The following is a 25,235-nucleotide window of genomic DNA, read 5'->3' as shown; positions in this document are numbered from 1 at the left end:
GACGGTGTTCAGCCGCCGTGGCGTCCCGATGGACGCGCGAGTTCCCGGCGGATATCTGTGGTTTACGGCACTGCAGCGTGGTACCTGAGTCAGGACGCATTGGGTTAACTGCGTATTGCTGCCTCCTGCGTCAATTGCGATTCCGATCCCCCAGCAAGATTTTCCCAAACATCAATATCTGGATGCAACGCAGCGAGAGCTACATGAAGCCATCGCCGCGCTCAACCTGTCCTGGTGAATGCGTTTGGAATAAATTTGGCCGGGTTCGTCGTTTGGCTCTACAGACTCGTGCGCAGATGCCGATAAGGAAGGGTTGGGCGAGAGAGGGCAACGGCTTTCGGAAATTTGCCAGTGGTACTTTTTGTATCGACCAACCGCGGAAAGAGGAAGAAAGCAAGGAGAAGACAAGAATGGATCGGGCGATTTTATCGCGGCTGCGTCAAACTATTGACGACCTGGAACGCTTATCAGTGACTCTTCCCCAAAAGAGTGAGGGAGCCATATTCCTCGCTCGGATCATTCATCAGTTGCAGATCCTTCAGGACACGGTCATTGCGGGGGATGCCCGCGAAACCGTCTTTGTGTGCTCAGAGCAGATTGCGTCGATCGGGCGCTCGCGTGAGACGTTCGTGCGTGTTGCTGGCCTCGTCCTGTATGCCCAGGCCGTCGAGATTTTGACGGCGCTACAGAAGGAGGCGCACGTCTTCGCCGCCATTCAGCCGCAACATCGCGGACCTGGCAAGATGATTCACGGGTAATCAACGCGCTTTCAACGGACAGCGAGAAGAAAGATGAAGGCATCGGTTGTTGGCGCGGTTGTGCTCGCCTCAGTCTTGGCTGCAGTTCCCGCGCTGGCTGAGCAGCCGGTAGAGTCAGGGCAGAAACGATCGCACGAGGCAGCTTGGTGGTCTCGTGACGTGGTCCTCGAACGAAGGGCGACTGACGGCAGTTGGTCTGTCCGATGGTTTGACGATCTTACAGTGCGCGGGGCATCGAAGGCCTACGCGGGAAATGAGCAGGATGAGCCGCTCGTCGAGATTGCTGCGCTTCGCTCCGAGGATGACGCTATTGCCTCGCGTTCGATCACCGTCAGCTGCTTGGGCAATTACGAAAAGCGGGTCATCGTAGCAGCCGATGTGGTTGATGGGGACGAGCTAAAGCAGGTCTGGACGCAGCAGTTCAGATGCGGCGATAGTGAATGGCGAGTGAGAACCGCCAATGCGACGAGATTGCCGTCGACAGACCACTGATAACGGAAAACAACGCAGGAAAGCGGCAGTGCCATCGAGCGGCCGCGTTCGAAGAACGTGAGAAATGGATTGAAGAGCATCGCCGTAGTGGCACTCCTAATCATCAGCACATCGTCGCTTTTGGTTGCCTGCGGAAAAAGGACCGGGGACGAGTTCGTCGGATCGTGGAAAGTTAAGGACGATATCGACTCGACAATTATCGCTCGCAGCGGCTACGATTTTGTTGTTACGAACACCGGCGATACGTCGAGCAGGATGTTTTTTCGCTACGAGCACGGAATTCTCGTAATGAAGGGTTCCGCCGGAATGCTGGAGATACGCTACGACAGGATCCACGACGCGATCGTCGCATTCACCCCCGGTTTTCCGGTGGAAATCGTATTGCCCCGGGTCAAATAGGCGGGTGAGCGTCGTCATTGCGTGCGCGAAACAAGGGATAAGGGAGAGGGCATGAGGACGCTGATCGCGGTGGGTTGCAAAGGAACACAGTCCGCGCAGCAGTTCAAATTCCGGACATTCGACCTGTAACGTCAAAAAAGTAGCGAGACTACATCGCTGGAGGTGTGCGGAATGCCTGCAGCGTCGTAGACCAACGAGCGCGCGGATGGGAGTTCCTCCGTTCGATGCAAAAGCGAATGGGTCAAAGCGACCCGGAACTGCCCTTCAATCATGCAAAAGATCAACGGCAGCTTCCAGCGGCGCAACGGCCGTCCAGCGAGGTACCCAGTTTGACAAGTTATCGGCCTTAGCCGACGGTCGCAGATCGGCAACGGTCGGGCATCCCGTGCAATGGTAGGAGGATTTCTGGACCTGAGATTGCACGTGCAAACTGAAATCCGTGGTTGCGCTTGCACTCGCCATGGCGCTGCTGGGCGTCGCTCTGGTGACCAACCTCAGTCCGTCACATGCCTGGCCGCCGGACCCGAACATCAGGTGGTGGGGCATGCGGGTTCGGCGGCGAGAATCGTCAGTGCCCATTCCGATAACTGCTCCGTAGATGTTATCCAACGATCCGATGTCCGACCGACGGCGTGATCGAGCAGACCGGCAGCTACCGGTGCAGTTTTTATTGCCTAGAATTCGTTAAGCTGGTCTACGCGCTAATGCGCGACGTGCAATAGTGTCACCTGCTCACATCTTGTACCGTCATGGAACTTATCGCGGTGAACGGTCTCCGGAAGGTCTACGGGACGAGAGGCGCCTCGGTGATAGCGTTACAGGACATCCACTTCGCGATCGAAAAAGAACAATTCGTTGCGATTGTGGGACCGTCTGGCTGCGGCAAGTCCACACTCCTCAAGATTCTGATCGGGCTAATCCCGGCCTCGCAGGGCGAGGCACGACTGAGCGGCATTGCGATCGCCGGACCGCGCCGGGACATTGGCGTCGTCTTTCAGTCACCCGTGCTGTTTCCCTGGAGAACGGTGCTAGATAACGTCCTGCTTCCCGTCGACGTGCAGCGACTTGGCCGCGACAAGCTCATGGCGCGCGCGATGAATCTGCTTTCCCTCGTGGGTCTCCACGGCTTTGAAAAGCGCTATCCACGGGAGTTGTCCGGCGGCATGCAGCAGCGCGTCGCCATCGTGCGAGCGCTTGTTCATGATCCCACCATCCTGTTCATGGATGAGCCATTTGGTGCACTCGATGCGATGACCCGGGAGCAGATGAACATGCAGTTGCAGCACATATGGCTCGAGCGAAAGGAGACCATACTTTTCATCACGCATTCGATCCCGGAGGCTGTCTTTCTCGCGGACCGCGTGCTGGTGATGACGCCGCGCCCTGGACATATCGTCGATGACGTCGTCATCGATCTTGCGCGGCCACGCAATCTTGACGTCATGACAACTTCTGACTTTGGCCGGCATGTGAAACGAATCCGGGATCATTTCAAAACCGTGGGCGACCTCTCAGCATGAGTCGGCCGCCGAGGTCACTGTTGCGCCTGCTTCTCGTGCTCATCGTGCTCGGGACCTGGGAAGGCGCCGTTCGCCTCTTCGAAGTCTCCGCCTATATCGTGCCGGCGCCGTCGAAAATCGTCGTCGCCCTATATCACGGCGTAGCATCGATGCTGTACGTTCACCACCTCTGGATCACTCTTGTCGAAACGCTGCTCGGCTTCACTGCCGGTTCCATCGTGGCGCTCGTTCTCGGTACGCTCATCGCCTTGAGCCAGCGTTGTGAGTATTTTCTTTATCCCTTCATTCTCATGTTTCAGGCCATGCCAAAGGTGGCGTTGGCACCACTCATCATTATCTGGCTTGGGCTCGGTCTCGAGTCGAAGGTCGCCCAGGCTGCCCTGACAGCCTTCTTTCCATTGATGGTCAACACGATCGCGGGCCTCCGGTCTGCTGACGAAGATCGAGTCGCACTCATGCGCTCGCTTGACGCCTCGGAGATGCAGATCTTCTGGATGCTGCGCATGCCGGGGGCAATGCCCTACATTTTTGCGGGCTTCGAAATTGCCATGATGCTATCGCTGATTGGCGCAATTGTGGCGGAGTTTGTCGGTGCGCAAAAAGGACTCGGCGTGCTGCTGATGAGCATGACGTTCACGATGGACGCCGCGGGCCAGTTCTCGGTCCTTTTCGTTCTCTCCCTGCTGGGGCTACTGCTGCATACCACCATCGTCATCATCCGCAAACGGCTGCTTTTCTGGGACAGGTCGCAGGACAGGGGCCCGGATCTACCGGACGGAGGAGACATCCGATGAAACGCTTCTACCTGTTTGTAGCACTCGCATATTTATCTGGCGCTGCCGGATTCGATGCGGTAGCTCAGAGCACCGTGCGGGTTGGCTGGTGCGCGCGCACCATCACCACTGCAGCGGCCCCGTTCGCCGTTGCCATGAAGATGGGCTGGTACAGGCAGGATGGAATCACGGTCGAACTGGTGCCGCTGGCGGGTACGGACTGCGTCAAGCTCGTCGCGACGAAGACAATTCCCTACGCACTCGCTTCTGTCGAACCGCTCGCCATCATCCGCGCGCAAGGGGTGAAGGCGAGGATTTTCTACACCGCCTACCAAGGAAACATTTTCGGTATTGCTGTTCCCCAGGGCAGCACCATCACCAGGCTCGCTGACTTGAAGCAGAAGAGCATCGGCGTCACCGCGATGAGTTCGACTGGAGCGCTCATTGCACGCGCTCTCGCTGCCAGTGCAGGGCTTGATCCCGATCGCGACATCCACATCGTCGTGGCGGGCGAAGGGGCGCAAACGGCAGCGCTGCTTCGCTCAGGCCAGATTGACGCACTGAGCCAGTTCGACACGCAGTATGCGCTGGTCGAAAATGCCGGGGTCAAGCTGCGGCGTCTCTCGACCAGCGAGATCGAGCACTTTCCTTCAAATGGCTTCCTTGCGCTCGAAGAGACCTTGCGAACTCATCACAGTCAGGCAATTGCACTCGCGCAGGGCTACGCCAAGGGTACCGTCTTCACCTTTGCCAACCCCGAAGCGGCGATACGCATTCTGTGGGAGGTTTATCCAGAGACGAAACCTACCGGCGTTGACGAGGCGACGGCTCTTCGCGAAGGGTTGAGGACGCTTCAGGCACGCATGGCGAATTTAAGGCTCGAAAAGTCCGGCGTGTCCCGGTGGGGGGAAAGCTCCGAGAAAAGCTTTTCCGCTTATACGGACTTCATGCAGAGGTGGGGTGTGACCAAGGTAAAAGTCCCGGCGAACGAACTCATCACGAACGACTTAATCGACGAGATCAACAACTTCAGTCAGGACAAGATTATTGCCATGGCGAAAGCCTACAAGGACAATTGAGGCATGGTGTGCGCACGGGCGGCCGCCGACCCACAAGCGACGCCCAAACTTGCAGAAAGCGGTCACACGATGCGTTCGGAAACATCGGTCGTCACCAGTCTCGATTTATTCATTCCGCTCGAACATTTGGGTTACCGGTGCATGTAGCGGCGCACGTTGAATAAACGCCAGCCGCGAAAGAAAATAAAAAGGAGCACTAGTAGTGTCGGTGTAACGAACGGGTATGCAGGGAAATGATAGTGGCCAGCCGAGTCAACCTCCGGCAGCACGCCATGCGCCGGGGCTGAGACTCCGTACCATATGGCTATCAAGAAAGCATCCATCAAAGAGTGCCCAGGATGGCGAGCCACCCATGGGAAATCGCGAAATAACATCCAAACTGCGGCGGCCAATCCGCATAGCGGATATGAAAGTATTATCGCGGTGGCAATCTTAGTAATGCACCACCAAGTGCTTGTCGATTTAGGGATGCTCACACGAATCGCTCCGATCTCAACGAAATTTCTCCATTGGACGGCTTTGTTACCCGTGATGCCGATTCTATCCGTAGGGACGGATGGTCTTTTGTGCGGCGCTCAACGATATTCGCTAACTTGGCAAGTTCCCGGAGCCCCGGTCGTGGTCGTACCTGACTTCCTCGGCCGATAGCCTGCGGGTCCGCGCAGCATCGAACTTCCGTAGCCGACCCTCAAGAGACCTTCAGGACTAGCGCACATCAGTGGCTGCTTCCAAGGGTACAACAGCCTACTGTAAGGGCCCGTCGCCTCTCAACAGACCAGCGCCGATACTACTGCGGGGGCGCCAATGGCGGCGGTGGGGTGTTCGGCACAACTTCTGCATAGAAGTGCGCAATTGCGCGCCAGGTCGCATCCCACTGCGACTTCCCTTCGAGAACGAGGTTGTCGTCGAGGTAGAGCTTTCTCCCGACAAGTTGATACTCGGCCATGCCAAACGGAGCCGCAATGCGCCACGGTCCTTTGCCGGCCGCTTCGCTCCACCATCGCCACGTACTATCCGAAGAAGTCTTATGGCCGAATCCGAGCGCCTTCCATCGGCGATCGTTCGGGTCGGCACTGCGGCTGTCACAATGAGGAAAGGTCACGTGACACCTCGTTAGAAGAGTTGGAGTAGACCGGTCGGGGGACGATAGGAAGCAAACCGCTGGGTTCCATTGCAGAGCGGACCCGGTTTCTGGGTGGACTCAAGTACCTCGGCCGAACATTATCTAACTTGTGAATCAGCTCTTCGGCTGGGTGCTCAAGCATCGGCGAGCTAAGGATCGTTTCCAGGAGCGATCCGACATCCCAATGTCCGAGTGCGAGCGCAGGCCAATGGGTATTGGCCCACTAGCTCCCGATGCGGTGGGCCGCGGTCAAGCCACTACGGACGTTCGTCGTTGGCCGACGAACGTCCGGGTTTGGGGTGCTTCAGACAGTAACACGCTGGGCTTGGGCGCCGGGAATATCCAGGCAGGCATGTCAGGTCTGCGGTCCACTCGCAACCTGTTTTCCCGGGCGACGCGAAAATCCGGCAGGCTTCGGCGACCATCAACTTCGGTGTCAAGGGCTATCGCCGCCATAGCGCATCTCAATAAGCTTGTCGAAAGAATGGACTATGCTGGGCTAGCGGGTTGTGCCCGCCTGCATGTCGTGGTGCTGGCATGGCCTTTGAACAACCGTGACTTAGTGAGAGAACGATGCCATCCGAAGCTCAATGCCCGTTCTCGGGCGATGCCTCCGTTGCCACACGCGTCGTCGCTGGCACCATGACCAATCAGGATTGGTGGCCCAACCAGCTACGCGTCGACCTTCTGAATCAACATTCCGACAGATCTGATCCGCTTGGTCGGAAATTCAGCTACCGCGAGGAGTTCAAGAAACTCGACTATGCAGCGCTAAAAGCCGACCTGCGCAAGCTCATGACCGACTCGCAGGAATGGTGGCCGGCCGACTTCGGTCACTACGGCCCGCAATTCATCCGTATGGCCTGGCATGCCGCCGGTACCTATCGTACGGTCGACGGGCGCGGTGGCGCAGGCCGCGGCCAGCAGCGCTTCGCGCCACTGAACTCGTGGCCCGACAACGTCAACATCGACAAGTCGCGACGCCTGCTGTGGCCGATCAAGCAGAAGTACGGCCAGAAAATTTCGTGGGCCGACCTGCTGGTTCTGACGGGCAACGTCGCGCTCGAGACGATGGGCTTCCGCACCTTCGGCTTCGGCGGCGGCCGCGAAGATACCTGGGAGCCGGATACCGACGTGTACTGGGGCGCGGAAACGACCTGGCTCGCGCTCAGCAACGATCCGGACAACAAGCAGAGCCGCTATTCGGGCAAGCGCGATCTCGATAATCCGCTCGCCGCTGTACAGATGGGCCTGATCTACGTCAATCCTGAGGGCCCGGACGGCAATGGCGACCCGGTCTCGGCGGCGGTCGACATCCGCGAAACCTTCGCGCGCATGGCAATGAACGACGAGGAGACCGTCGCGCTGATCGCCGGCGGTCATTCTTTCGGCAAGACCCACGGCGCGGGATCGGCCGACCACGTGGGGCCCGCTCCCGAAGCGGCTCCGGTTGAACTGCAGGGCCTCGGCTGGGCCAGTACCTACAAATCGGGCACGGGCGGCGACGCGATCGGCAGCGGCATCGAAGTCACGTGGACACAAACGCCCGCGCAATGGAGCAATGCCTTTTTCGAAAACCTCTTCAAGTACGAATGGGAACAGGAAAGAAGCCCGGCGGGCGCCATCCAGTGGGTCGCCAAGGATGCCGAAGCGGTCATCCCCGGGCCGAGGCCCGATTCGCCCAAGCGCAAGCCGACCATGCTCACAACCGACCTGTCGCTGCGCTTCGACCCTGCGTACGAGAAGATCTCGCGGCGCTTTCTCGACGATCCGCAGGCGCTTGCCGAAGCGTTCGCGCGCGCCTGGTTCAAGCTAACTCACCGCGACATGGGCCCAAAGGCACGCTACCTCGGCCCGGAAGTGCCGCGTGAAGACCTGATCTGGCAAGACCCGCTACCTGCGGCGACGCACCATCCGGGCGAGACTGACATCGTTGATCTCAAGGCGAAGATCGCGGCTTCGGGCCTGTCAGCTTCGGAACTCGTCGCGGTTGCGTGGGCAGCGGCCTCGACCTTCCGTGGTTCGGACAAGCGCGGCGGGGCCAACGGCGCGCGCATCCGGCTCGCGCCGCAGAACGACTGGGCCGCCAACAAGGCCGTCGCCGGCACGCTGGCGAAGCTGGAAGAAATCCAGAAGGCTTCGGGCAAGGCGTCGCTCGCCGACGTGATCGTGCTGGCCGGAAGCGTCGGCATCGAAATGGCTGCAAAGGCAGCGGGCCTCACGCTCACGGTGCCGTTCGCGCCGGGCCGCGTCGATGCCACCGCCGCGCAGACCGATGCAGTCGCGATGGCTGTTCTTGAACCCGTCGCCGATGGCTTCCGCAACTTTGAGAAGACCCGGTCGCCGGTTCCGGCCGATGCATTGCTGATCGACAAGGCCCAGTTGCTGACCCTGACGGCCCCGGAGATGACCGCGCTGATCGGTGGCCTGCGCGCTATCAACATCAATGCAGACGGCAGCAAGCACGGTGTCTTCACGAAAACACCGGGCGCCCTCACTAACGACTTCTTTGTCAATCTGCTCGACATGGGTACCGAGTGGAAGCAGGCCGGCGAGATTTACGAAGGCTATGACCGCAAGACGGGCCAGATCAAGTGGACGGGCACCCGCGTGGACCTCGTGTTCGGCTCGAACTCAATACTGCGCGCGCTGGCCGAGGTTTACGGCAGCGCCGACGGCAAGGAGCGTTTCATCAGCGACTTCGTGTCCGCCTGGGTCAAGGTGATGAACCTTGACCGCTTTGACCTCGCCTGACACGAGAGGACAGCGGGCGGCTGCCAGACATGAGCCGCGCGAGCAGTATGCAAAGCCGGAGGTTTGCGCCTCCGGCTTTTTTCACGTGGTCCAAAACGCGATCAGCCTGCCGCGCCTCACCGCCCGCACACGCAGTCTCTTCAGCGTGCGGTATCGATACGCGAGCGTCCGACAACGGGGCGATGCCGCCGCCCAAATGTCCGACTTCATGCCGACGCGAATGGCGCTTCATGGCCGGCTACACTCCATCCGCAATCGCTCTCCCCAGAAACCCCCGAAGAACCCCAAAAAAAAGCGCCCCCCGAGGGGCGCTCAAACGCAAACACCGGAAAAGCGGCGAATCAAGACCGCTTGCCGCGCTGCTCCACCGGCGTGAAATCGAAGCTGGCGAAACTGCCGCCCTGATACCGCTGCGCCGTCGCGTCGAGCGGGTTCTGCTGCGCCAGAATCTCAGCGGCCCAGTCTTCCGAATTCTGCTTCGGCTCATAGCCAAGGCGTTTCGCGTCGTCGTGCGCGCCTTCCTGAATCCAGTAGCTGCGTGTGTTGTTCGACACGCCCCACACCACGGCAAAGCCGATCTCATCGACATTGATCACACGATCGACGAGATGGAACAGATCCTCGTGGCCGAACCACGTGCTCAATTGACGGAACTCGGTGGGCCTCGGCAGGCAGCTGCCGATGCGCACGTTCACGGTTTCGATGCCGTGCTTGTCCCAGTAAAGGCGCGCGAGCGATTCGCCCCATGCCTTGGAAAGACCGTAGAAACCGTCCGGGCGAAACGCGCAGTCGAGTGTGAGCTTCTCTTCCACGGGGTACATGCCGATCGCGTGGTTCGAGCTCGCGAACAGCATGCGCTTCGTACCATGGCGGCGCATGCCTTCGTAGACTTCGACGAGACCGCGCAGGTTGTTCTCGATGATCTCGGGCAGGGGGCGCTCGACGCTCGTGCCGGCCATGTGGATCAGCACATCCACGCCGTCGAGCAGGCGGTCGACCACGGCGGGGTCGCGCAGGTCGCCGTGCATCACGTCTTCGCCCGCGACGAGCGGTTCGAGCGGCTTCGAGCCGGCCGCGGAACGCAGGTTCACGCCGCGTTCGAGCAGGCCCTTGCGTAACACGGTGCCGAGCTGGCCGCCCGCACCGGTCAATGCAACTTTCTTCACTGTGATTGTCCTCACGTAGAAATGCCGAAAGCCGGCACCCTTGCGGGCGCCGGCCGGTGAACAGGGCGATCAGGCCTTCACTTTATGCGAGGACTGAAGCGCGAGGTTGTCCGCATTGTCCTTCTGCTCGTTCGAGATCAGTCGCCATGCCACGCAGGCGCCGATGATGTCGAACAGCATGAGGCACACGAACAACGGGTTATAACCGATCGTGCTGGCCACTGCGCCGACGATGAGCGAGAACACCGTCGCGCCGAGGTAGCCGAACATGCCCGAGAGACCCGTGGCCGTGGCGACTTCGTGCTGGCCGAACACGTCCGACGCCAGCGTGAACAGCGCGCCCGATATCGTCTGGTGTGCGAACGTGCCGACACAGAAGAGGGCGATGGCGGCGTAGGGGCTCGCAACGAGGCCCACGCAGGCCGGACCGACCATCAGCAGCGCGCCGGTCGTGATGACGAGCTTGCGCGAGGTGATGAGCGAGCAGCCGAACCAGCGGATGAAGAGCGGCGCGAGGTAGCCGCCCACGAGGCAGCCGAGGTCGGCGGCGAGGAATGGCATCCACGCGAACAGCGCGATTTCCTTCAGGTTCATGTGACGCACGGTGACCATGTACAGCGGAATCCACGCGCCGAAGGTCTGCCATGCCGGTTCCGCGAGCATGCGCGGAATGCCGATGCCCCAGAAGCGGCGCGTCTTGAGCACTTCCTTGAACGAGGCGCGGCGGCCGCGGGTCGACTTCTGCGCTTCGGTCTGGCCTTCGCGGATGTAGTCGGCCTCTTCCTGCGAGAGCCGCGGGTGTTCCGCGGGCATCTTGAAGAACACGAGCCACAGCGCCACCCAGATCAGCGCGCCGCCGCCGGTGACCACGAACGCGAACTGCCAGTTGAACTTGAGAATGCACCACACGACGAGCGGCGGAGCGAGCATCGCGCCAATCGAGGTGCCGGTGTTGAGCCAGCCGGTCGCGACCGAGCGCTCCTTCGCCGGGAACCATGCGCTGATGGCCTTCATCCCGGCCGGGAAGATCGCGGCTTCGGTCATGCCGAGCATGCCGCGGAAAGCCGCGAGCGCGGGCCAGCTGCCGGCGAGGCCGTGCAGCATGTTGGCGATGGCCCAGCCGAACGCGAAGATCGCGAAGCCGATCTTGATGCCCACGGAGTCCAGCACGAAACCGGCGATCGGCTGCGCGAGGGCATAGCAGGCCTGGAAGGCCGTGACCACGTACGAGTACTGCTGCGTGGTCATGTGAAGCGTTTCAGTCAGCGTGGGGGCGGCCACCGCGAGCGAGCTGCGCGCGAGGTAGTTGAAGATGGTGCCGATCATGATGAGGCCGATGATCCACCACCGCACCCCCTTGATTGTCTTGCGTTGCACTGCGCGTCTCCTGCTGTTGGCGGGCTCCGGCACGAAGCTGTGCCGGAAGGTGAGCCCGAATGGCTGTGTTTCTGTGCGTGGCGCCCCGTGCTGGCCTGGGTCGCTTCAGGCGGCAGCGGTGCTGGTCTCCCGCTGGCCGGGATGAAGGGCCGCGCCGGTGCGCATCGGGCCCTTCATGTAAGACATCATTCTATTTGGACCAAAGTTGTAAAGCAAATCTTGAGGCGCTGGGGATTTCCCTGGTGCGGGATCGGGGTCGGACGCCCGGCGCGGCCGCTGGACGGGCATTTGTTGACCTGAGTCACGTTTTCACAGGCAGCATCTGCCGGATCTTACGAGCGAGTTCACGCCTGTCCGAAGACGAGTCGTCATACATCCTGGGGCGGCCCGCAGCGTAATGGCGGGTTGACAATTTTCGTGTTGTATTACAACAATGCGACCCATCCGCTCGACAGTTTTTCGAGCCGCCGCCCGCGCCACGCGCACCACGACACACGACAACGGACGAGACACGATGACTTCCCCCGCCATCCCCGTGAGCGATGCCGCGCTCGAACAGCTGCGCCACGTTTCCAACGCCACGCTCACCACGCAACTTTTCAAGCGCGGCCTGCGCAATGTCTTCCTGCAGGGCGTGAAGCCGCTCGCCGCACCGGCGCCGGGCGCTCCCAATCTGGTCGGTCCGGCCTTCACGATGCGCAACATCCCTGCGCGCGAGGATCTCGACCAGCTGAGCGCGTTTCAGAACCCCGAGCATCCGCAGCGCAAGGGCGTCGAGACCGTGCCCGCGGGCGCGGTGCTCGTGCAGGACTGCCGCGGCGTGACCGATGCCGCCTCGATGGGCTCGATCCTCGCCACGCGCATGAAGGTGCGCGGCGTGGCCGGCATGGTCTCGGACGGCCCGGTGCGCGACAGCGCGACCATCGCGGCGCTCGGCATTCCGGTGTTCTGCGCGGGCGCCTCGGCGCCGCTCAATCTCTGCAAGCACCATACGGTCGATCTGAACGTGCCGATCGGCTGCGGCGGCGTGGCCGTGTTTCCGGGCGACATCATCGTCGGCGATGCGGACGGCGTGGTCGTGATTCCGCGTCACCTGGCCGAGGAAGTCGCGCGCGACGCCACGGAGCAGGAGACGCTCGAGCGCTTCATCACCGAACGTATCGAGGCGGGCGCGGCGCTGCCGGGCACCTATCCGCCGAACGAGGCGACGCTCGTCGCGTACGAAGCCTGGAAGAAGGAGCAGCGTTGAGCACGCAGCACGACGTGACGCTCGACGCGGTGTCGACGCCGCCGGCGCGTCCACTCGAGGCGCACGACGCGCGGCGCTCGTCGGTCGGCGAGTGCCCCGTGTGGCGCGCCGAGGAAAGCGCGCTCTACTGGGTCGATATTCCCGCGCAAACGCTCGTGCGCTATGCGGTCGACACGGCGCGCCGCACCGAGTGGGCGCTGCCGGAGCGCATCGGCTGCTTCGCGTTCGCGCGCGATGGCGGCGTGCTCGCGGCGCTGGAGACGGGCCTTTTCGCCGTGACGCTGCACGAACCGGCCGCGCACGTGCGGGCAGGCGAGGCGAGCGTGCGGCCGCTCGCGTGCGTGGCGCACGAGGCCGCGCGTATGCGTTTCAACGACGGCCGCTGCGATCGTCAGGGCCGTTTCTGGTCCGGCACGATGGTGCAGGACGCGGCGGCGCCCGACCCGGCGGGCAAGCTCTATCGCTACACGGCGCAAGACGGCTTGTCGGCGCCCGTGGTCGAGGGGTTGTGCACGCAGAACGGCCTCGCGTGGTCGCCGGACGGCCGCACGATGTATCTGTCCGATTCGCATGCATCGAGCCGCCTGATCTGGGCCTTCGACTATGACATCGACGACGGCGTGCCCACGAATCGCCGCGTGTTCGCCGATCTGCACGACTACACGGGGCGCCCCGACGGCGCGGCCGTGGACGCCGACGGCTGCTACTGGATCTGCGCGAACGACGCGGGCCGCCTGCTGCGCTTCACGCCCGCAGGGCGGCTCGAGCGCAGCGTGGCGGTGCCGGTGGCGAAGCCTTCGATGTGCGCGTTCGGCGGGGCCAACCTCGACGTGCTTTACGTCACGACGATCTGCCCGCCGCAAACCGGCGAGCTGGACGGCCTGGTATTCGCCATCGACGCCGGTGTGCGTGGCCTGCCCGAGCCCGCTTTCGCGGGTTCGCTGCGCGCGACTGACTGACCTTTGCCCTTTGCCCATTACGCGTTGACGATATGCCGCAGTTTCAGAACCAGGACGTCATCGAACTCGCACGCGGCGCGTCGCGGCTGCTCGTCGCGCCGCAAGCCGGTGGGCGTCTGCTGTCGTGGACGGTCGGCGGCGCGCCCATCATCCATTGGCCCGACGAGCCGGACTGGAGCAAGCCGGGGCTGATCCGCGGCGGCAATCCGCTGCTGTTCCCGTTCATCGCGCGACAGTGGGTCGACGGCCATGTGGGCCGCTGGCGCGACGCACAGGGCGTGGTGCGCGAGATTCCGCTGCATGGCTTCGCACGCGATCTGCCGTTCGCGGCGCAGATCGCGCCGCAGGGCGACGGCGTGCGCATGACGCTCACCGACAGCGCGTCGACGCGCGCGATGTACCCGTTCGGGTTTCGCTTCGAGGCGGCCTACCGGCTCGCCGACGAAACGACACTCGACGTGGAACTGAGCACGACGAACACGGGCGAGGCTCGCATGCCGTACTACGCGGGCCATCACTTCTATTTCGCGCTTCCGCACGCGCAGCGCGGCGAGGCGACGATCGCATTGCCGCGCAATGTGCAGCGCCGTCAGTTGCCGGACGGCACGACGACCGGGGCCGCGCCGGGCGCGACGCACTACCGCTTCGACGACGCGCAGATCATCGACCGCTTTCATTGCCTCGACGGCGAGCCGGAGGTGCCCGTGCGCATCGAGATGCCGTCGCAGCAGCGCGCGATCGAAATCGATCTGCGCCGGCCCGGTTCGGCGTCGTGGTATGCGGTCACGACCTGGACGCTCGCGCCCGATTCGGACTTTTACTGCGTCGAGCCGTGGCTCGGCCTGCCCGACGCGATCCACACCGGCCTCGGCCTGCGCTGGCTGGAGCCGGGAGAGACGCAGAAAGCGGCCCTGCGCATCCGCGTAAGTGCACTGCGGTAGGGCGCGGCAGCGCAAAAGTGCAAGCGGCCGTAAATTGGCCGCAAATTGGTAAAGCGGGACGGAAAGGGCGGAAACACCCGCAAAATGGGGGCTGGCCGGGGGCAGGTGGACGCTATCGGCCCGCCATATGACTTACAATTGACGACACTCCTGACAACCCAAAGTGCACCGTCCGATCATGTCTGAGCAGAAAGCGCCGAATATGCCGGCGCGGATTTACAGCGACATCCTCAACCGCATCATCGAGGGCGAATACAAGGAAGGGGAGCGCCTGCCGACCGAGCACATGCTCGCGGAGCGCTTCGCGACCTCGCGCCCCACGGTGCGCGAGGCGCTTGCCCAGCTGCGCGCGGACGGCATCATCGCCACGCGCCACGGCTCGGGCACGACGGTCATGCGGCGTCCCGATCCGGACGTGCGCCGCTTCGCGCCGCTCGAAACGCTGTCGGACATTCGCCGCTGCTACGAATACCGCGTGGTGGTCGAAGCCGGGGCGGCGTCGCTGGCCGCGCAAAAGGCCGAAGACGAAGACATCGCCGCGATCCAGCGCGAGTGGGACAACCTGCAGACCATCATCGAGACCTCGGGCATCGGCGCGAAAGACGACTTCGCGTTCCATATGGCCGTGGCGCGCGCCTCGAAGAACCAGTTCTTCATCACGGCGCTCTCGGGCATCCAGGAGCAGATGGTGTTCAGCATGAACCTGTCGCGCAACCTCTCGCTCGTGAAGTCGATCGAGCGGCAGCGCCTCGTGCAGCAGGAACACCTCGAAGTGCTCGAAGCGATCCAGGCGCGCGACCCCGAGCGCGCATCGACCGCCATGCGCGCGCATCTCGAGCGCGCGGTGAACCGGATGTTCGGCTCCTGAGCCCGCCTTCGCGGCGCGTGCCTTCATGGGTTCAAACGCTCTGCGCCGGCTGGCTGTTGTGACTGTGGCGATCGCGGCGAGCGCGCTGATCGTTGCGCCGGCACCCGCACAGGCGCGTGACGTGCGGCCCGTCAGCGTGATCGCCGACGCGCGCATGGTCGTTGATACCCCGCAAGGCCGCGCGCAATTTCCGCTGTATGTGAGCGCGGACTGGAACGTCCCGCAACCCGCCGTCCAGCGCGCGGTGGTCATCGTGCACGGACGGCTGCGTAACGCCGATACCTACTTTCGCACCGCGCAGCATGCGCGCGAGCTGGCGGGCGTCGATCCGGCGGGCACGCTGCTCGTCGCCCCACAGTTTCTCGCCACCGCCGACGTGAGCGCGCACCACGCAGCGGGCGATCTGCTGAGCTGGCGCGGCAACGCGTGGATGGCCGGCGCGGACGCCGCGAGCGGCGCGCCGGTGAGTTCATACGCCGTGCTGGACGACATTGCGCGGCATCTCGCCGACCGGCATCGGTTTCCCAATCTGAAAACGATCGTGTTCGCGGGGCACTCGGGCGGCGCCCAGGTGCTGCAGCGCTACGCGATCGCCTCGCATACGGACGCGCTTGCCGCCGAGGGCATCGACGTGCGTTTCGTGGTGGCGAACCCGTCGTCGTACGCGTATTTCGACGCGCAGCGGCCCGACGCGAACGGCGCGCCAGCGGCATTCGATGCCACGCGCTGCGCGGGCTTCGACCGCTGGAAATACGGCATGGAGAACCGCCCGGCGGCCATCGCCGGGCGCACGCCCGCGCAACTCGAAACGGACTACGTGAAGCGGCGCATCGTCTACCTCGCGGGTGGCAACGACGTCGACCCGGCCTCGGTATCGCTCGACAAGAGTTGTGCTGCGCGGGCGCAGGGCGCGCAACGCATGGCGCGCGCGCAAGGCTTCTACCGCTACCTGCGAACCCGTCACCCGGACGGCCTGAACCAGACGTTACATATCGTCCCCGGCGTGGGCCACGACGGCGCGCGCATGCTCACGTCGAGTTGCGCCTTGGCGACGATGTTCGATACGCCAGGCTGCGCGCCTTGACGGCCGACGCCGCGTTGCGCTGGACCCTCCAATAGCAAACGGGCGTGGAACTCGCATTGCACGAGATCCACGCCCGTCTTCAATCCGGCTGGCGGCAGCTGTTGCCCCCGTCAGCGGAAAGTGAAGCGTAACGCTTTAGGCAGCCTGCTTGGCGGCGCGTGCCGACGCTTGCGCGACGGCCTTCGTCGCGGCCTTGCCGGCGGCGTCGAAGTTGCTTTCCGCGAATTCAACAGCTTGCTTCGCAGCCTTGTTCACCGACGAGTACGCGTTGCTGGCGGCGTTCAGTGCCGACTTGATTGCGGCGACAGCGGCTTCCGAGCCGGCCGGGGCGTTCTTCGCGGCGTTGTCGACGAGCGTTTCGAGTGCGCGCTGCTGCGTTTCGTACTGCGACTGCGCGGCCGTGGCGAATTCGGCTTGCGTGGCCGAAACGATGCCGTAGACGCTACGGCCATAGGCCATCGCCTTTTCAGCGGCGGGCTGGGCGAAGCCGGCTTGCACGGCGAAGAAGCCTTGCGGGTCCTTGGCCGAGAACGCGCGATGAGCTTGTTCCTGACCTTCAGCGAACGCCGAGCGGGCCGTTTCGATATTGAGTTCGGCGAGCTTGATCGCGCCTTCAAATGCCTTGCTCGTCAGGCCGAAGAGGGCCTCGAGACCGGCTTTCTGGTTGGCGGCGAACTGTTCGGGGGTCGGCAGGTTCATGTCTCTTTCCTTTTGGGGGGACGCTACGCGTCGGTTTCGGTTACGAAAACAAACTTTCGGTTCGATCACCGGTTCGCGCAGAGAAGGTTTTGTGCGATGCAGCAATCGAGTTCATAGTAACCGATCCATAAAACGTGTCAAGAACTTTTTGTGCGTCGCAACAATTATGTAAACGCCTGATTTTTGGTGGAAATTTCCAACATGGCCGCAGGCGCCTAAGCTGGGCTGCGCGACGCGTGAACCGCTTGAGCGCAGCGCTTTGCGTCTGCGCGCAAAATGGCCGCTCCCTCGGGCAAGCGCTGGCGGCGAAGGTTGGCGCCTGTGCGCAGCCCGGGTTGGTCCCCCAATCCAGCGGTGGCGGTCCCGACTGCGGCTCGAACCTGCTGTCGCAGTCGAACGGGCGCGGTGCGCGCAGCCGCCATTCGCGAATCCTCAGGAGAGCGGTAATGGGTGTATCGAACGACAAGTCTGCCGGTCATTCCACGACGAGCACGGGCGCGCCGGCTGTCAGCGACCGTAACTCGCTCACGGTCGGTCCTGACGGCCCGATCGTGCTGCACGACGTGCATTTCCTCGAGCAGATGGCGCATTTCAACCGGGAGAAGGTGCCCGAGCGCCAGCCGCATGCGAAGGGCGCCGGCGCGTTCGGCGAATTCAAGACCACCGAGGATGTGTCGCGCTACACGAAGGCCGCCTTGTTCCAGAAGGGCGCGAGCACGGAAATGCTGGCGCGCTTTTCGACCGTTGCGGGCGAAATGGGCAGCCCCGACACCTGGCGCGACGTGCGCGGCTTTTCGCTGAAGTTCTACACGACCGAGGGCAACTACGACCTCGTCGGCAACAACACGCCGGTTTTCTTCGTGCGCGACCCGATGAAGTTCCCGCACTTCATCCGCAGCCAGAAGCGTCTGCCCGACTCGGGCCTGCGCGATGGCGAGATGCAATGGGACTTCTGGACCAACAATCCCGAGTCGGCGCACCAGGTCGCCTATCTGATGGGCGAGCGCGGCTTGCCGAAGACGTGGCGCCACATGAACGGCTACGGCTCGCACACCTTTATGTGGGTGAACGCGAAGGGCGAGAAGTTCTGGGTGAAGTACCACTTCCACACCAACCAGGGCATGCAGTTCTTCACCAACGCCGAAGCCGCGGCGATGGCAGGCGACGACGCCGACTACCACCGCCGCGATCTGTTCGATGCGATCAAGCGCGGCGAATTTCCGTCGTGGACGCTCTCCGTGCAGGTCATGCCGTATGCGGAGGCGAAGAAGTACCGCTTCAATCCGTTCGATCTCACGAAGACGTGGTCGCACAAGGACTATCCGCTCATCAAGGTGGGCACGATGACGCTCAATCGCAATCCGGAGAACTTCTTCGCGCAGATCGAGCAGGCCGCGTTCTCGCCGGGCAACACGGTGCCGGGCATCGGCCTCTCGCCGGACAAGATGCTGCTGGGCCGCGCGTTCGCCTATAACGACGCGCAGCGCGCGCGGATCGGCACGAACTTCAACCAGCTGCCGGTGAATCGTCCGAAGGTGCCGGTGCAGACCTATATGTTCGACGGCAACATGACCTACGAACATAGCGGCAACGCACCGACTTACGTGCCGAACAGCTTCGGCCGTCCGTGGGCGGATGCGACGGGCGCGGCGGACGACGGCTGGGAAGCGGACGGCGACATGGTGCGCAGCGCCTACTCGCTGCACGCGGAAGACGACGATTTCGGCCAGGCGCACGATCTCGTGCGCAACGTCTACAACGACAAGCAGCGCGAGGCGCTGATCCAGCAGGTGGTGGCGAGCCTGAGCGGTGTGGGCAGTCCCGTGCGCGAGCGCGTGTTCGACTACTGGAAGAAGATCGACGCCGAGGTGGGCGCGCAAGTCGAAAAGCAGGCGGGCAGCGGCAAGTAAGCCGCCGAAGCCGCGAGAGAACCGGAACGGGTCGCAAGACCCGTTCCGGTTTTTCTTTTGTGCGCGGACGTTGCGGGGGCAGCGCATGACGGCCGGCCGCCGCCAAACTGGCAGAACCGTCATCTGGCGGATTCTGCAGCGTCAGGGACGAGGGGGCATAATGCGCGAGTCGCCGTGTGGGCCGCATCGCGCCATCCCGCCGGCGGACCGCGCGCGGCGGGAATAAATTTGCCGCATCGGGCGTTATCCCTACTGATCCGCAACGGCCAAGCCCACGTGAAAACTCCCCTTTCCGCCGAATCCCCGTTTGTCGGTGCCGACGCTGGCGCGCAAAAGTACACGCGCGTTGCCGTGCTATTGCACTGGTTGATCGCGCTACTGATCCTCGCGAACGTCGCACTGGGCCTGACAGCCGCGCTGCTGCCCGACGGCGCGCTTTCGGACACCGCCATTCGCTTCGTGATCGATACGCACAAGTCGATCGGCATTACCGTACTCGGGCTCGCGATCCTGCGCGTGCTGTGGCGTCTCACGCATCGCCCGCCTGCGCTGCCCGCCGAATTCCCGGGCTGGGAGCGCGCGTCGGCCCACGCCGCGCACGTCGCGCTCTACGTGCTGATCTTCGCGATGCCGCTTTCCGGCTGGCTGCACGACTCCGCATGGGTCGCCGCCGCCTCGCATCCCATGTATCTCTTCGGCCTCGTGCAATGGCCGCGCATCGGCTTCATCATGAACCTCGATGCGGCCACGAAGGAGCAGTTGCACAACCAGTTCGGCGCGCTGCACACCGCGTGCAGCTATGCGCTCTATGGCGTGCTCGCGTTGCATATTGCGGGCGCACTCAAGCATCAATGGATCGATCGTCGTTCGGTGCTGCGCCGGATGATGCCGTGAGCAACACGAGAAGGGTACGACTTGAAAAACACGCTTGAAGAGGCGCTCGCCCGCACGTCGCCGCGCCTCGTACCGCCTCCCACGCCATTCGCGAGCATCGCGATCCACCTGGGCGTCATGGCGCTCTGGTTCGTGCTGTTTGCGCGCGCGTTCTTCCTGCAAGGCGTGGTCGCGTGGTCCACCGGCATTGCCTATGTCGTCTACGACACGGTGTTGCTGTTGTTCGTCGCCTGGAAGGCGCGCGTGCTGCTTGCGCCTGCGACAGCGCCCGCAGCCGCAGGCGCGGCGAAGCTGCCGACGCTCGGCGTGATCGTCGCCGCGCACAACGAAGCGGCCGTGCTGCCGATCACCCTCGACGCGCTGTTCGCGCAGACCCGCGCGCCGCAGCAGATCGTGATCGCCGACGATGGCTCGACCGACGGCACGGCTGCCTTGCTCGCGCAGCGTTATGGTCTGGCCGACCCGGGCGAAGGCCAGTTGAGCGCGCCTTCGCCGCAGTATCCGAATCTGCGTTGGCTGAAGCTCGCGCACGGCGGCAAGGCGTGCGCGCTCAACGCGGCGTTGCTTGCGATCGCAACGGAAACGGTCATGACCGTGGACGCCGATACGCTGCTCGAACCCGACGCATGCGCCGCGATGGCGAGCGCGTTTGGCCGCGAGCCGGCGCTGGTCGCGGCGGCGGGCCTGCTCACGCCGGTTTGCGACCATACGTTGAGCGGGCGCTTTTTCCAGTGGTTCCAGACCTACGAGTACATCCGCAATTTCATCTCGCGCTTCGCGTGGATGCGCGCCGACAGCCTGCTGCTCATCTCGGGCGCGTTTGCGGGCTTTCGCCGCGATGCCGTGATGGCCGTGGGCGGCTTCGATGCGGATTGCCTCGTCGAGGACTACGAACTGATTCACCGCTTGCGCCGTCATTCGGCGCGCAAGGGCCTGGGCTGGGACGTGCGCGTGCTCGGCACTGCCCGCGCGCGCACCGACGCGCCCGGTACGCTCACGACCTTCCTGCGTCAGCGCCGCCGCTGGTTCGCGGGCTTCCTGCAAACCCAGTACTGGTATCGCGACATGACCGGCAACCGCAAGTACGGCAAGCTCGGCCTCATGATGCTGCCCGTGAAGGCATTCGACACCGTGCAGCCCATTTATGGACTGACGGCGTTCGCGCTGTTGATCGGCTTCCTGTTCGACGGCCGCTTCACGATCGTGCTGCCTGTGCTGGGCGTGATCGTCGGCAAGATCGCGATCGACCTCGCGTTTCATCTGTACTCCGTACATCTCTACCGGCGCTGGAGCGGCGACCGCACGCACTCGAGTTTCGGCATGGCGTTTCTCGCCGCCATCTTCGAGCCGTTCTCGTTCCAGTTGATGCGCCACAGCGGCGCGGCGCTCGGCTGGCTGCATTTCCTGCTCGGGCGGCGCAAGTGGGGCGTGCAAAGCCGCACCGGGCTGGCGGCGGCGCGTAGCCGCGAGAGCGCGGCGTCTCAATGATCTGATTTCCGTGGCATTCGACTTGCTCCCAGCTTAAAAGGGCCGCGCAAAGCGCGCGGTGCCGGCCTTTAAACCGGTCAGGGAGAGTCAAATGTATCGATTCAGCGTCCTCGCTTTACTATTGCCGCTCGCACTAGCAGGCTGCCTGTCGTTCAGCAGCAGCGATCCCAACCCGCCGCCGCCGCGGACCGTCGTCGTCCCGCAGCAGCCGGCCACCGAGGCGCCGCCACCCCCGCCGGGTGCGGCTTGTGTTGCGCCGTGCTGATCGATTCACCGACTTGCGGCAGCGTTGGGCATCGCGCCGTCCGGCGCTTTCGTGTCCAGCGCGTGCCGCACTTCGCGCATCAGGCTGCGCGCGAACAGCACGTCCGGTACATCGTCGAGACCCGCCGAGCGCAAGGCTCGCGCGGTCCACGTGTTGCAGGTATGCAAGGCGTCGTAAGTCCCTGACGCCGCGAAATAGACGCTGCCCGTATAGGGTCCGTCGGCGAGGCGGCGCGGTGCGCCATCCGCATCGGTTTCCAGCGAAGTGCGCAGATAGCGCTGAACGCTGGCAAGCCCGGCGTCGTCCACTGGCACCTCCACGACGTTCTGCGAGCCGAAGGCCGCCTCCGGGGCCGCGCGCAGTACCGTCATCAGCACGGTGGCCTGGCTCGGCATGAGCGCGCCGATCATCGTCAGCGGATCGTGGCGGCGTTCCACCACGAACTGTCTCTCCCCAAAGCCGAAACACAGAACGGTTGCGTCGTCGAAGCCGCGCGCAAGTGCGTCGACCCAGACATCGGCGTCGTGCACACGCAGGCAGATGTCGGTGTGCCAGTCGCGCTGCACGACGGCAACGGACGTGCGCGGTGGGCCATCACCGGCCGCCGGTTCGATCGCGGCCGGCAAGGGGCCGGCCATGTTCGCGCATGCGCCGAGTGCGAGCGCGAGCACGATCGCGCAAAGCGCTCGCCAGGCAGCAATTCTCGTTGGACGCTCGTTCACGCAGGTCGCTTCGGTCATTGGAACTCAGGGCCCTCCAGTTGCGTGCTGCGCCTGCATATAGCATGCCGCGCGAGCGCGTTGCACCAGCTTGAAGCGCAAATGCGGCGCTGCATTGGCATGCCCCGTTTCGACACGGCCGATCCCGCCCGCGTTGCACCAATCGAGCGCATGAAATCAGGCTCAGCCGATGGCATACGCCTTGCTTTTTAGCCTGTACTGCAGCGCGCAGCGCATCTCGCCTCATTCATGAGACGAAACGCGGCGGCGCCGCTGACGCAGTTGCACTCACGCGCGAGAACGAACCGATGCAAGTCCATGACGAAATGCGCGACGAGGGCGCGGTGCGCCCGCACTACGAACGCTTCCAGCGGTGGCTCGAGCGGCAGACTGGCGAGACGATGGCGCGCAAGCGCGCCGAGGCGGACCTGTTGTTCAGGCGGGTCGGGATCACGTTCGCGGTGAACGGCGACCTCTCCGGCACCGAACGGCTCATTCCTTTCGACCTCATTCCACGCATCATTCCCGCAGACGAATGGGTTCTGCTCGAGCGCGGACTGCGCCAGCGCGTGCAGGCGCTAAATCTGTTCCTGCACGACGTCTATCACGAGCGCAACATCGTGCGCGCCGGCGTGATACCGGCCGAGCAGGTCTACACCAATGCGCAGTACCGGCCGGAGATGCAGGGCATCGACCTGCCGCTCGGCGTGTATGCGCATATCGCGGGCATCGACATCGTGCGCGATGGGCGCGACGGCGCGTTCTACGTGCTCGAAGACAATTTGCGCGTGCCCTCCGGCGTGTCGTACATGCTCGAAAACCGCAAGATGATGATGCGGCTCTTTCCCGAGTTGTTCGTGCAGCACAAGGTGGCGCCGGTCGCGCATTATCCCGATCTGCTGCTCGATACGCTGCGCTCGGTGGCGCCGGAAGGCGTGGACGATCCGACCGTCGTGCTGCTCACGCCCGGTATGTACAACTCCGCGTATTTCGAGCACACGTTCCTCGCGCAGCAAATGGGCGTCGAGCTGGTGGAGGGTAAAGATCTCTTCGTAGAGGATAACTACGTATTCATGCGCACGACGCAGGGGCCGCGTCGCGTGGACGTGATCTACCGGCGCGTGGACGACGATTTTCTCGATCCCCTGGCGTTTCGCCCCGACTCTGCGCTCGGCGTGCCGGGCCTGCTCACGGCGTACCGCGCGGGCCGCGTCGTACTCGCGAATGCGATGGGCACGGGCGTCGCCGACGACAAGTCGATCTATCCGTATGTGCCCGACATGATCGAGTTCTATCTCGGCGAAAAGCCGATCCTGAAGAACGTGCCGACTTGGCAATGCCGCCGGCCCGACGATCTCGCCTGGACGCTCGAACATTTGCCGGACCTCGTCGTGAAAGAAGTACACGGCGCGGGCGGCTACGGCATGCTGGTCGGTCCCGCATCCACTCGCGAGGAAATCGAGGCGTTTCGCACCCGGCTGCTCGCGCGGCCAGGCAATTACATCGCGCAGCCCACGCTGTCGCTGTCGGCTTGCCCGACCTTCGTCGAAGCGGGCATCGCGCCGCGCCATATCGATCTGCGGCCCTTCGTGCTCTCCGGCAAGACGATCCAGATGGCGGCCGGCGGCCTCACGCGCGTGGCGCTCAAGGAAGGCTCGCTCGTCGTCAACTCGTCGCAGGGCGGCGGGACCAAGGACACGTGGGTGCTCGAATGATTTCACTGGCCATACCACACCAAGAGGTTCGACCATGCTGAGCCGCACCGCCGATCATCTGTTCTGGATGGCCCGCTACATGGAGCGCGCGGAGAATACCGCGCGCATGCTGGACATCAATCTGAAGGCGCTCCTGCTGCCCGGCAGCGCGGACGCCGAGGCGCGCACGCATCGCGCGATGCTGCGGATCTCCGAACTGGAGCCCGCCTTCGATGCGCGCCACGAGGAAACGACCAGCAGCAACGTGCTCAAGTTTCTGGTGGCGGATCCAACGAACCCGTCGAGCATCTACTCGTGTCTACAGGCGACCCGCGAGAACGCGCGCGCGGTGCGCGGCACGCTCACCACGGAATGGTGGGAAACGATCAACGACACGTGGCTGCAATTCGTCGAGCTGTTGCGCGGCAGCGAGCTGGAAGCGCGTCCCGATGCGCTGTTCGAGTGGGTGAAGTTCCGCTCGCATCTGTCGCGCGGCGTGCGCCTCGGCACGGCGTTGCAGGACGATGCACTGTTCTTCACGCAGCTCGGCACGTTCCTCGAACGCGCAGACAACACGGCGCGCATTCTCGACGTGCGTTTCGTCGACGTGGAAAATGCCGACTCGCGTTCGGCCGCGCGTCAGCTCGAGGACTTCTATTACTGGACCTCGATTCTCAGCTCGGTTTCCGCGCTCGAAATCTATCGCAAGGTTTACCGCGACGTGGTGACGCCCGCGCGCGTGGTGGAGCTGCTCATCCTCAACCAGCAAATGCCGCGCTCGCTGCTGGCGTCGCTCGACGGCGTCTGCACGAATCTCGCGATGCTGCGCACCGATAGCTCGCGCGAAGTCGAGCGCACCGCGGGCAAGTTGCGCGCCGAGCTGCTTTATGCGGACCTGCGGCAGATCTTCTCCTTGGGCGTGCATACGTTTCTCACGCAGTTTCTCGCGCGCGTGTACGAGCTGGGCAATCAGGTGGCGCGCACCTATCTGATGTTGCCGGTCGGTTAGCGCGATCCCGCGCTC

21 protein-coding genes are annotated in these 25,235 nt (G+C 63.4%); 17 read left to right on the top strand and 4 right to left on the bottom strand.

Features of this window, described 5'->3' with window-relative positions; all coding sequences use genetic code 11:
* Positions 1-203 precede the first annotated feature (203 nt).
* The 7 genes from AB4Y35_RS27580 to katG all read left to right on the top strand — a co-directional run bounded on the left by AB4Y35_RS27580 (position 204) and on the right by katG (position 8,898).
* Positions 204-758, top strand: coding sequence for a hypothetical protein (locus tag AB4Y35_RS27580; protein WP_368706859.1), 555 nt, complete (start codon positions 204-206; stop codon positions 756-758).
* A gap of 33 nt (positions 759-791) precedes the next feature.
* The gene (locus AB4Y35_RS27575; RefSeq protein WP_368706858.1) at positions 792-1,250 is read left to right on the top strand and encodes a hypothetical protein; all 459 of its coding nucleotides are present in this window, start codon (positions 792-794) and stop codon (positions 1,248-1,250) included.
* 69 nt (positions 1,251-1,319) lie between these two features.
* Positions 1,320-1,649 (top strand): hypothetical protein, encoded by a 330-nt coding sequence (locus AB4Y35_RS27570; RefSeq protein ID WP_368706857.1) that lies wholly within the window; start codon positions 1,320-1,322, stop codon positions 1,647-1,649.
* A 749-nt stretch (positions 1,650-2,398) separates the two neighbouring features.
* Entirely contained in the window at positions 2,399-3,169 is a 771-nt protein-coding gene (locus tag AB4Y35_RS27565) for an ABC transporter ATP-binding protein (RefSeq protein ID WP_368706856.1), read from the top strand.
* 20 nt (positions 3,170-3,189) lie between these two features.
* Entirely contained in the window at positions 3,190-3,963 is a 774-nt protein-coding gene (locus tag AB4Y35_RS27560) for an ABC transporter permease (RefSeq protein ID WP_368706855.1), read from the top strand.
* Positions 3,960-5,021 (top strand): ABC transporter substrate-binding protein, encoded by a 1,062-nt coding sequence (locus AB4Y35_RS27555; RefSeq protein ID WP_368706854.1) that lies wholly within the window; start codon positions 3,960-3,962, stop codon positions 5,019-5,021. Before AB4Y35_RS27560 ends, AB4Y35_RS27555 begins: the two co-directional genes overlap by 4 nt.
* A gap of 1,696 nt (positions 5,022-6,717) precedes the next feature.
* Entirely contained in the window at positions 6,718-8,898 is a 2,181-nt protein-coding gene (katG, locus tag AB4Y35_RS27550; RefSeq protein WP_368706853.1) for a catalase/peroxidase HPI, read from the top strand.
* A gap of 341 nt (positions 8,899-9,239) precedes the next feature.
* Here katG and AB4Y35_RS27545 read toward each other — a convergent pair whose 3' ends face one another.
* Both AB4Y35_RS27545 and AB4Y35_RS27540 read right to left on the bottom strand, forming a co-directional pair.
* The gene (locus AB4Y35_RS27545; protein WP_368691207.1) at positions 9,240-10,064 is read right to left on the bottom strand and encodes an NAD-dependent epimerase/dehydratase family protein; all 825 of its coding nucleotides are present in this window, start codon (positions 10,062-10,064) and stop codon (positions 9,240-9,242) included.
* 69 nt (positions 10,065-10,133) lie between these two features.
* On the bottom strand, positions 10,134-11,390 hold the full coding sequence (locus tag AB4Y35_RS27540; protein WP_368707212.1) for an MFS transporter: 1,257 nt from the start codon (positions 11,388-11,390) through the stop codon (positions 10,134-10,136).
* Positions 11,391-11,955: 565 nt separating this feature from the next.
* On the opposite strand from AB4Y35_RS27540, the gene AB4Y35_RS27535 reads away from it, so the two are divergent.
* From AB4Y35_RS27535 to AB4Y35_RS27515, 5 genes are all read left to right on the top strand, one after another.
* Entirely contained in the window at positions 11,956-12,690 is a 735-nt protein-coding gene (locus AB4Y35_RS27535) for a ribonuclease activity regulator RraA (protein WP_368706852.1), read from the top strand.
* Between the two features lie 29 nt (positions 12,691-12,719).
* Positions 12,720-13,649 (top strand): SMP-30/gluconolactonase/LRE family protein, encoded by a 930-nt coding sequence (locus tag AB4Y35_RS27530; RefSeq protein WP_368707211.1) that lies wholly within the window; start codon positions 12,720-12,722, stop codon positions 13,647-13,649.
* A 32-nt stretch (positions 13,650-13,681) separates the two neighbouring features.
* Positions 13,682-14,590: an aldose epimerase gene (locus tag AB4Y35_RS27525; protein ID WP_368706851.1), complete on the top strand. Its 909-nt coding sequence runs from the start codon at positions 13,682-13,684 to the stop codon at positions 14,588-14,590.
* Positions 14,591-14,768: 178 nt separating this feature from the next.
* Positions 14,769-15,458, top strand: coding sequence for a FadR/GntR family transcriptional regulator (locus tag AB4Y35_RS27520; RefSeq protein WP_069267343.1), 690 nt, complete (start codon positions 14,769-14,771; stop codon positions 15,456-15,458).
* Positions 15,459-15,483: 25 nt separating this feature from the next.
* Positions 15,484-16,542 (top strand): alpha/beta hydrolase, encoded by a 1,059-nt coding sequence (locus AB4Y35_RS27515; RefSeq protein WP_368706850.1) that lies wholly within the window; start codon positions 15,484-15,486, stop codon positions 16,540-16,542.
* A 135-nt stretch (positions 16,543-16,677) separates the two neighbouring features.
* Here AB4Y35_RS27515 and phaP read toward each other — a convergent pair whose 3' ends face one another.
* Positions 16,678-17,241 (bottom strand): TIGR01841 family phasin, encoded by a 564-nt coding sequence (gene phaP, locus AB4Y35_RS27510; RefSeq protein WP_324160185.1) that lies wholly within the window; start codon positions 17,239-17,241, stop codon positions 16,678-16,680.
* A gap of 446 nt (positions 17,242-17,687) precedes the next feature.
* Here phaP and AB4Y35_RS27505 point away from each other — a divergent pair, with 446 nt between their 5' ends.
* From AB4Y35_RS27505 to AB4Y35_RS27495, 3 genes are all read left to right on the top strand, one after another.
* Positions 17,688-19,151, top strand: a complete 1,464-nt coding sequence (locus tag AB4Y35_RS27505) for a catalase (protein WP_368706849.1) — start codon at positions 17,688-17,690, stop codon at positions 19,149-19,151.
* Between the two features lie 276 nt (positions 19,152-19,427).
* Positions 19,428-20,045, top strand: coding sequence for a cytochrome b (locus tag AB4Y35_RS27500; protein WP_368706848.1), 618 nt, complete (start codon positions 19,428-19,430; stop codon positions 20,043-20,045).
* Positions 20,046-20,066: 21 nt separating this feature from the next.
* Positions 20,067-21,533: a glycosyltransferase family 2 protein gene (locus tag AB4Y35_RS27495; protein ID WP_368706847.1), complete on the top strand. Its 1,467-nt coding sequence runs from the start codon at positions 20,067-20,069 to the stop codon at positions 21,531-21,533.
* A gap of 270 nt (positions 21,534-21,803) precedes the next feature.
* Here the strand turns inward: AB4Y35_RS27495 and AB4Y35_RS27490 are convergent, their stop codons facing one another.
* Positions 21,804-22,538: a DUF2459 domain-containing protein gene (locus AB4Y35_RS27490; protein ID WP_368706846.1), complete on the bottom strand. Its 735-nt coding sequence runs from the start codon at positions 22,536-22,538 to the stop codon at positions 21,804-21,806.
* A gap of 287 nt (positions 22,539-22,825) precedes the next feature.
* Between AB4Y35_RS27490 and AB4Y35_RS27485 the strand changes: the two genes are divergently transcribed.
* Both AB4Y35_RS27485 and AB4Y35_RS27480 read left to right on the top strand, forming a co-directional pair.
* Positions 22,826-24,232, top strand: coding sequence for a circularly permuted type 2 ATP-grasp protein (locus AB4Y35_RS27485; RefSeq protein WP_324160190.1), 1,407 nt, complete (start codon positions 22,826-22,828; stop codon positions 24,230-24,232).
* 34 nt (positions 24,233-24,266) lie between these two features.
* Complete coding sequence (locus AB4Y35_RS27480) at positions 24,267-25,220, top strand: alpha-E domain-containing protein (protein WP_324160191.1); 954 nt, start codon at positions 24,267-24,269, stop codon at positions 25,218-25,220.
* Positions 25,221-25,235 lie beyond the last annotated feature (15 nt).

The sequence above is a fragment of the Paraburkholderia sp. EG286A genome (assembly GCF_040965375.1).
Classification (GTDB): Bacteria; Pseudomonadota; Gammaproteobacteria; order Burkholderiales; family Burkholderiaceae; genus Paraburkholderia.
The sequence above is the reverse complement of the archived record's forward strand: the minus strand, read 5'-3'. Positions and strand labels throughout refer to the sequence as shown.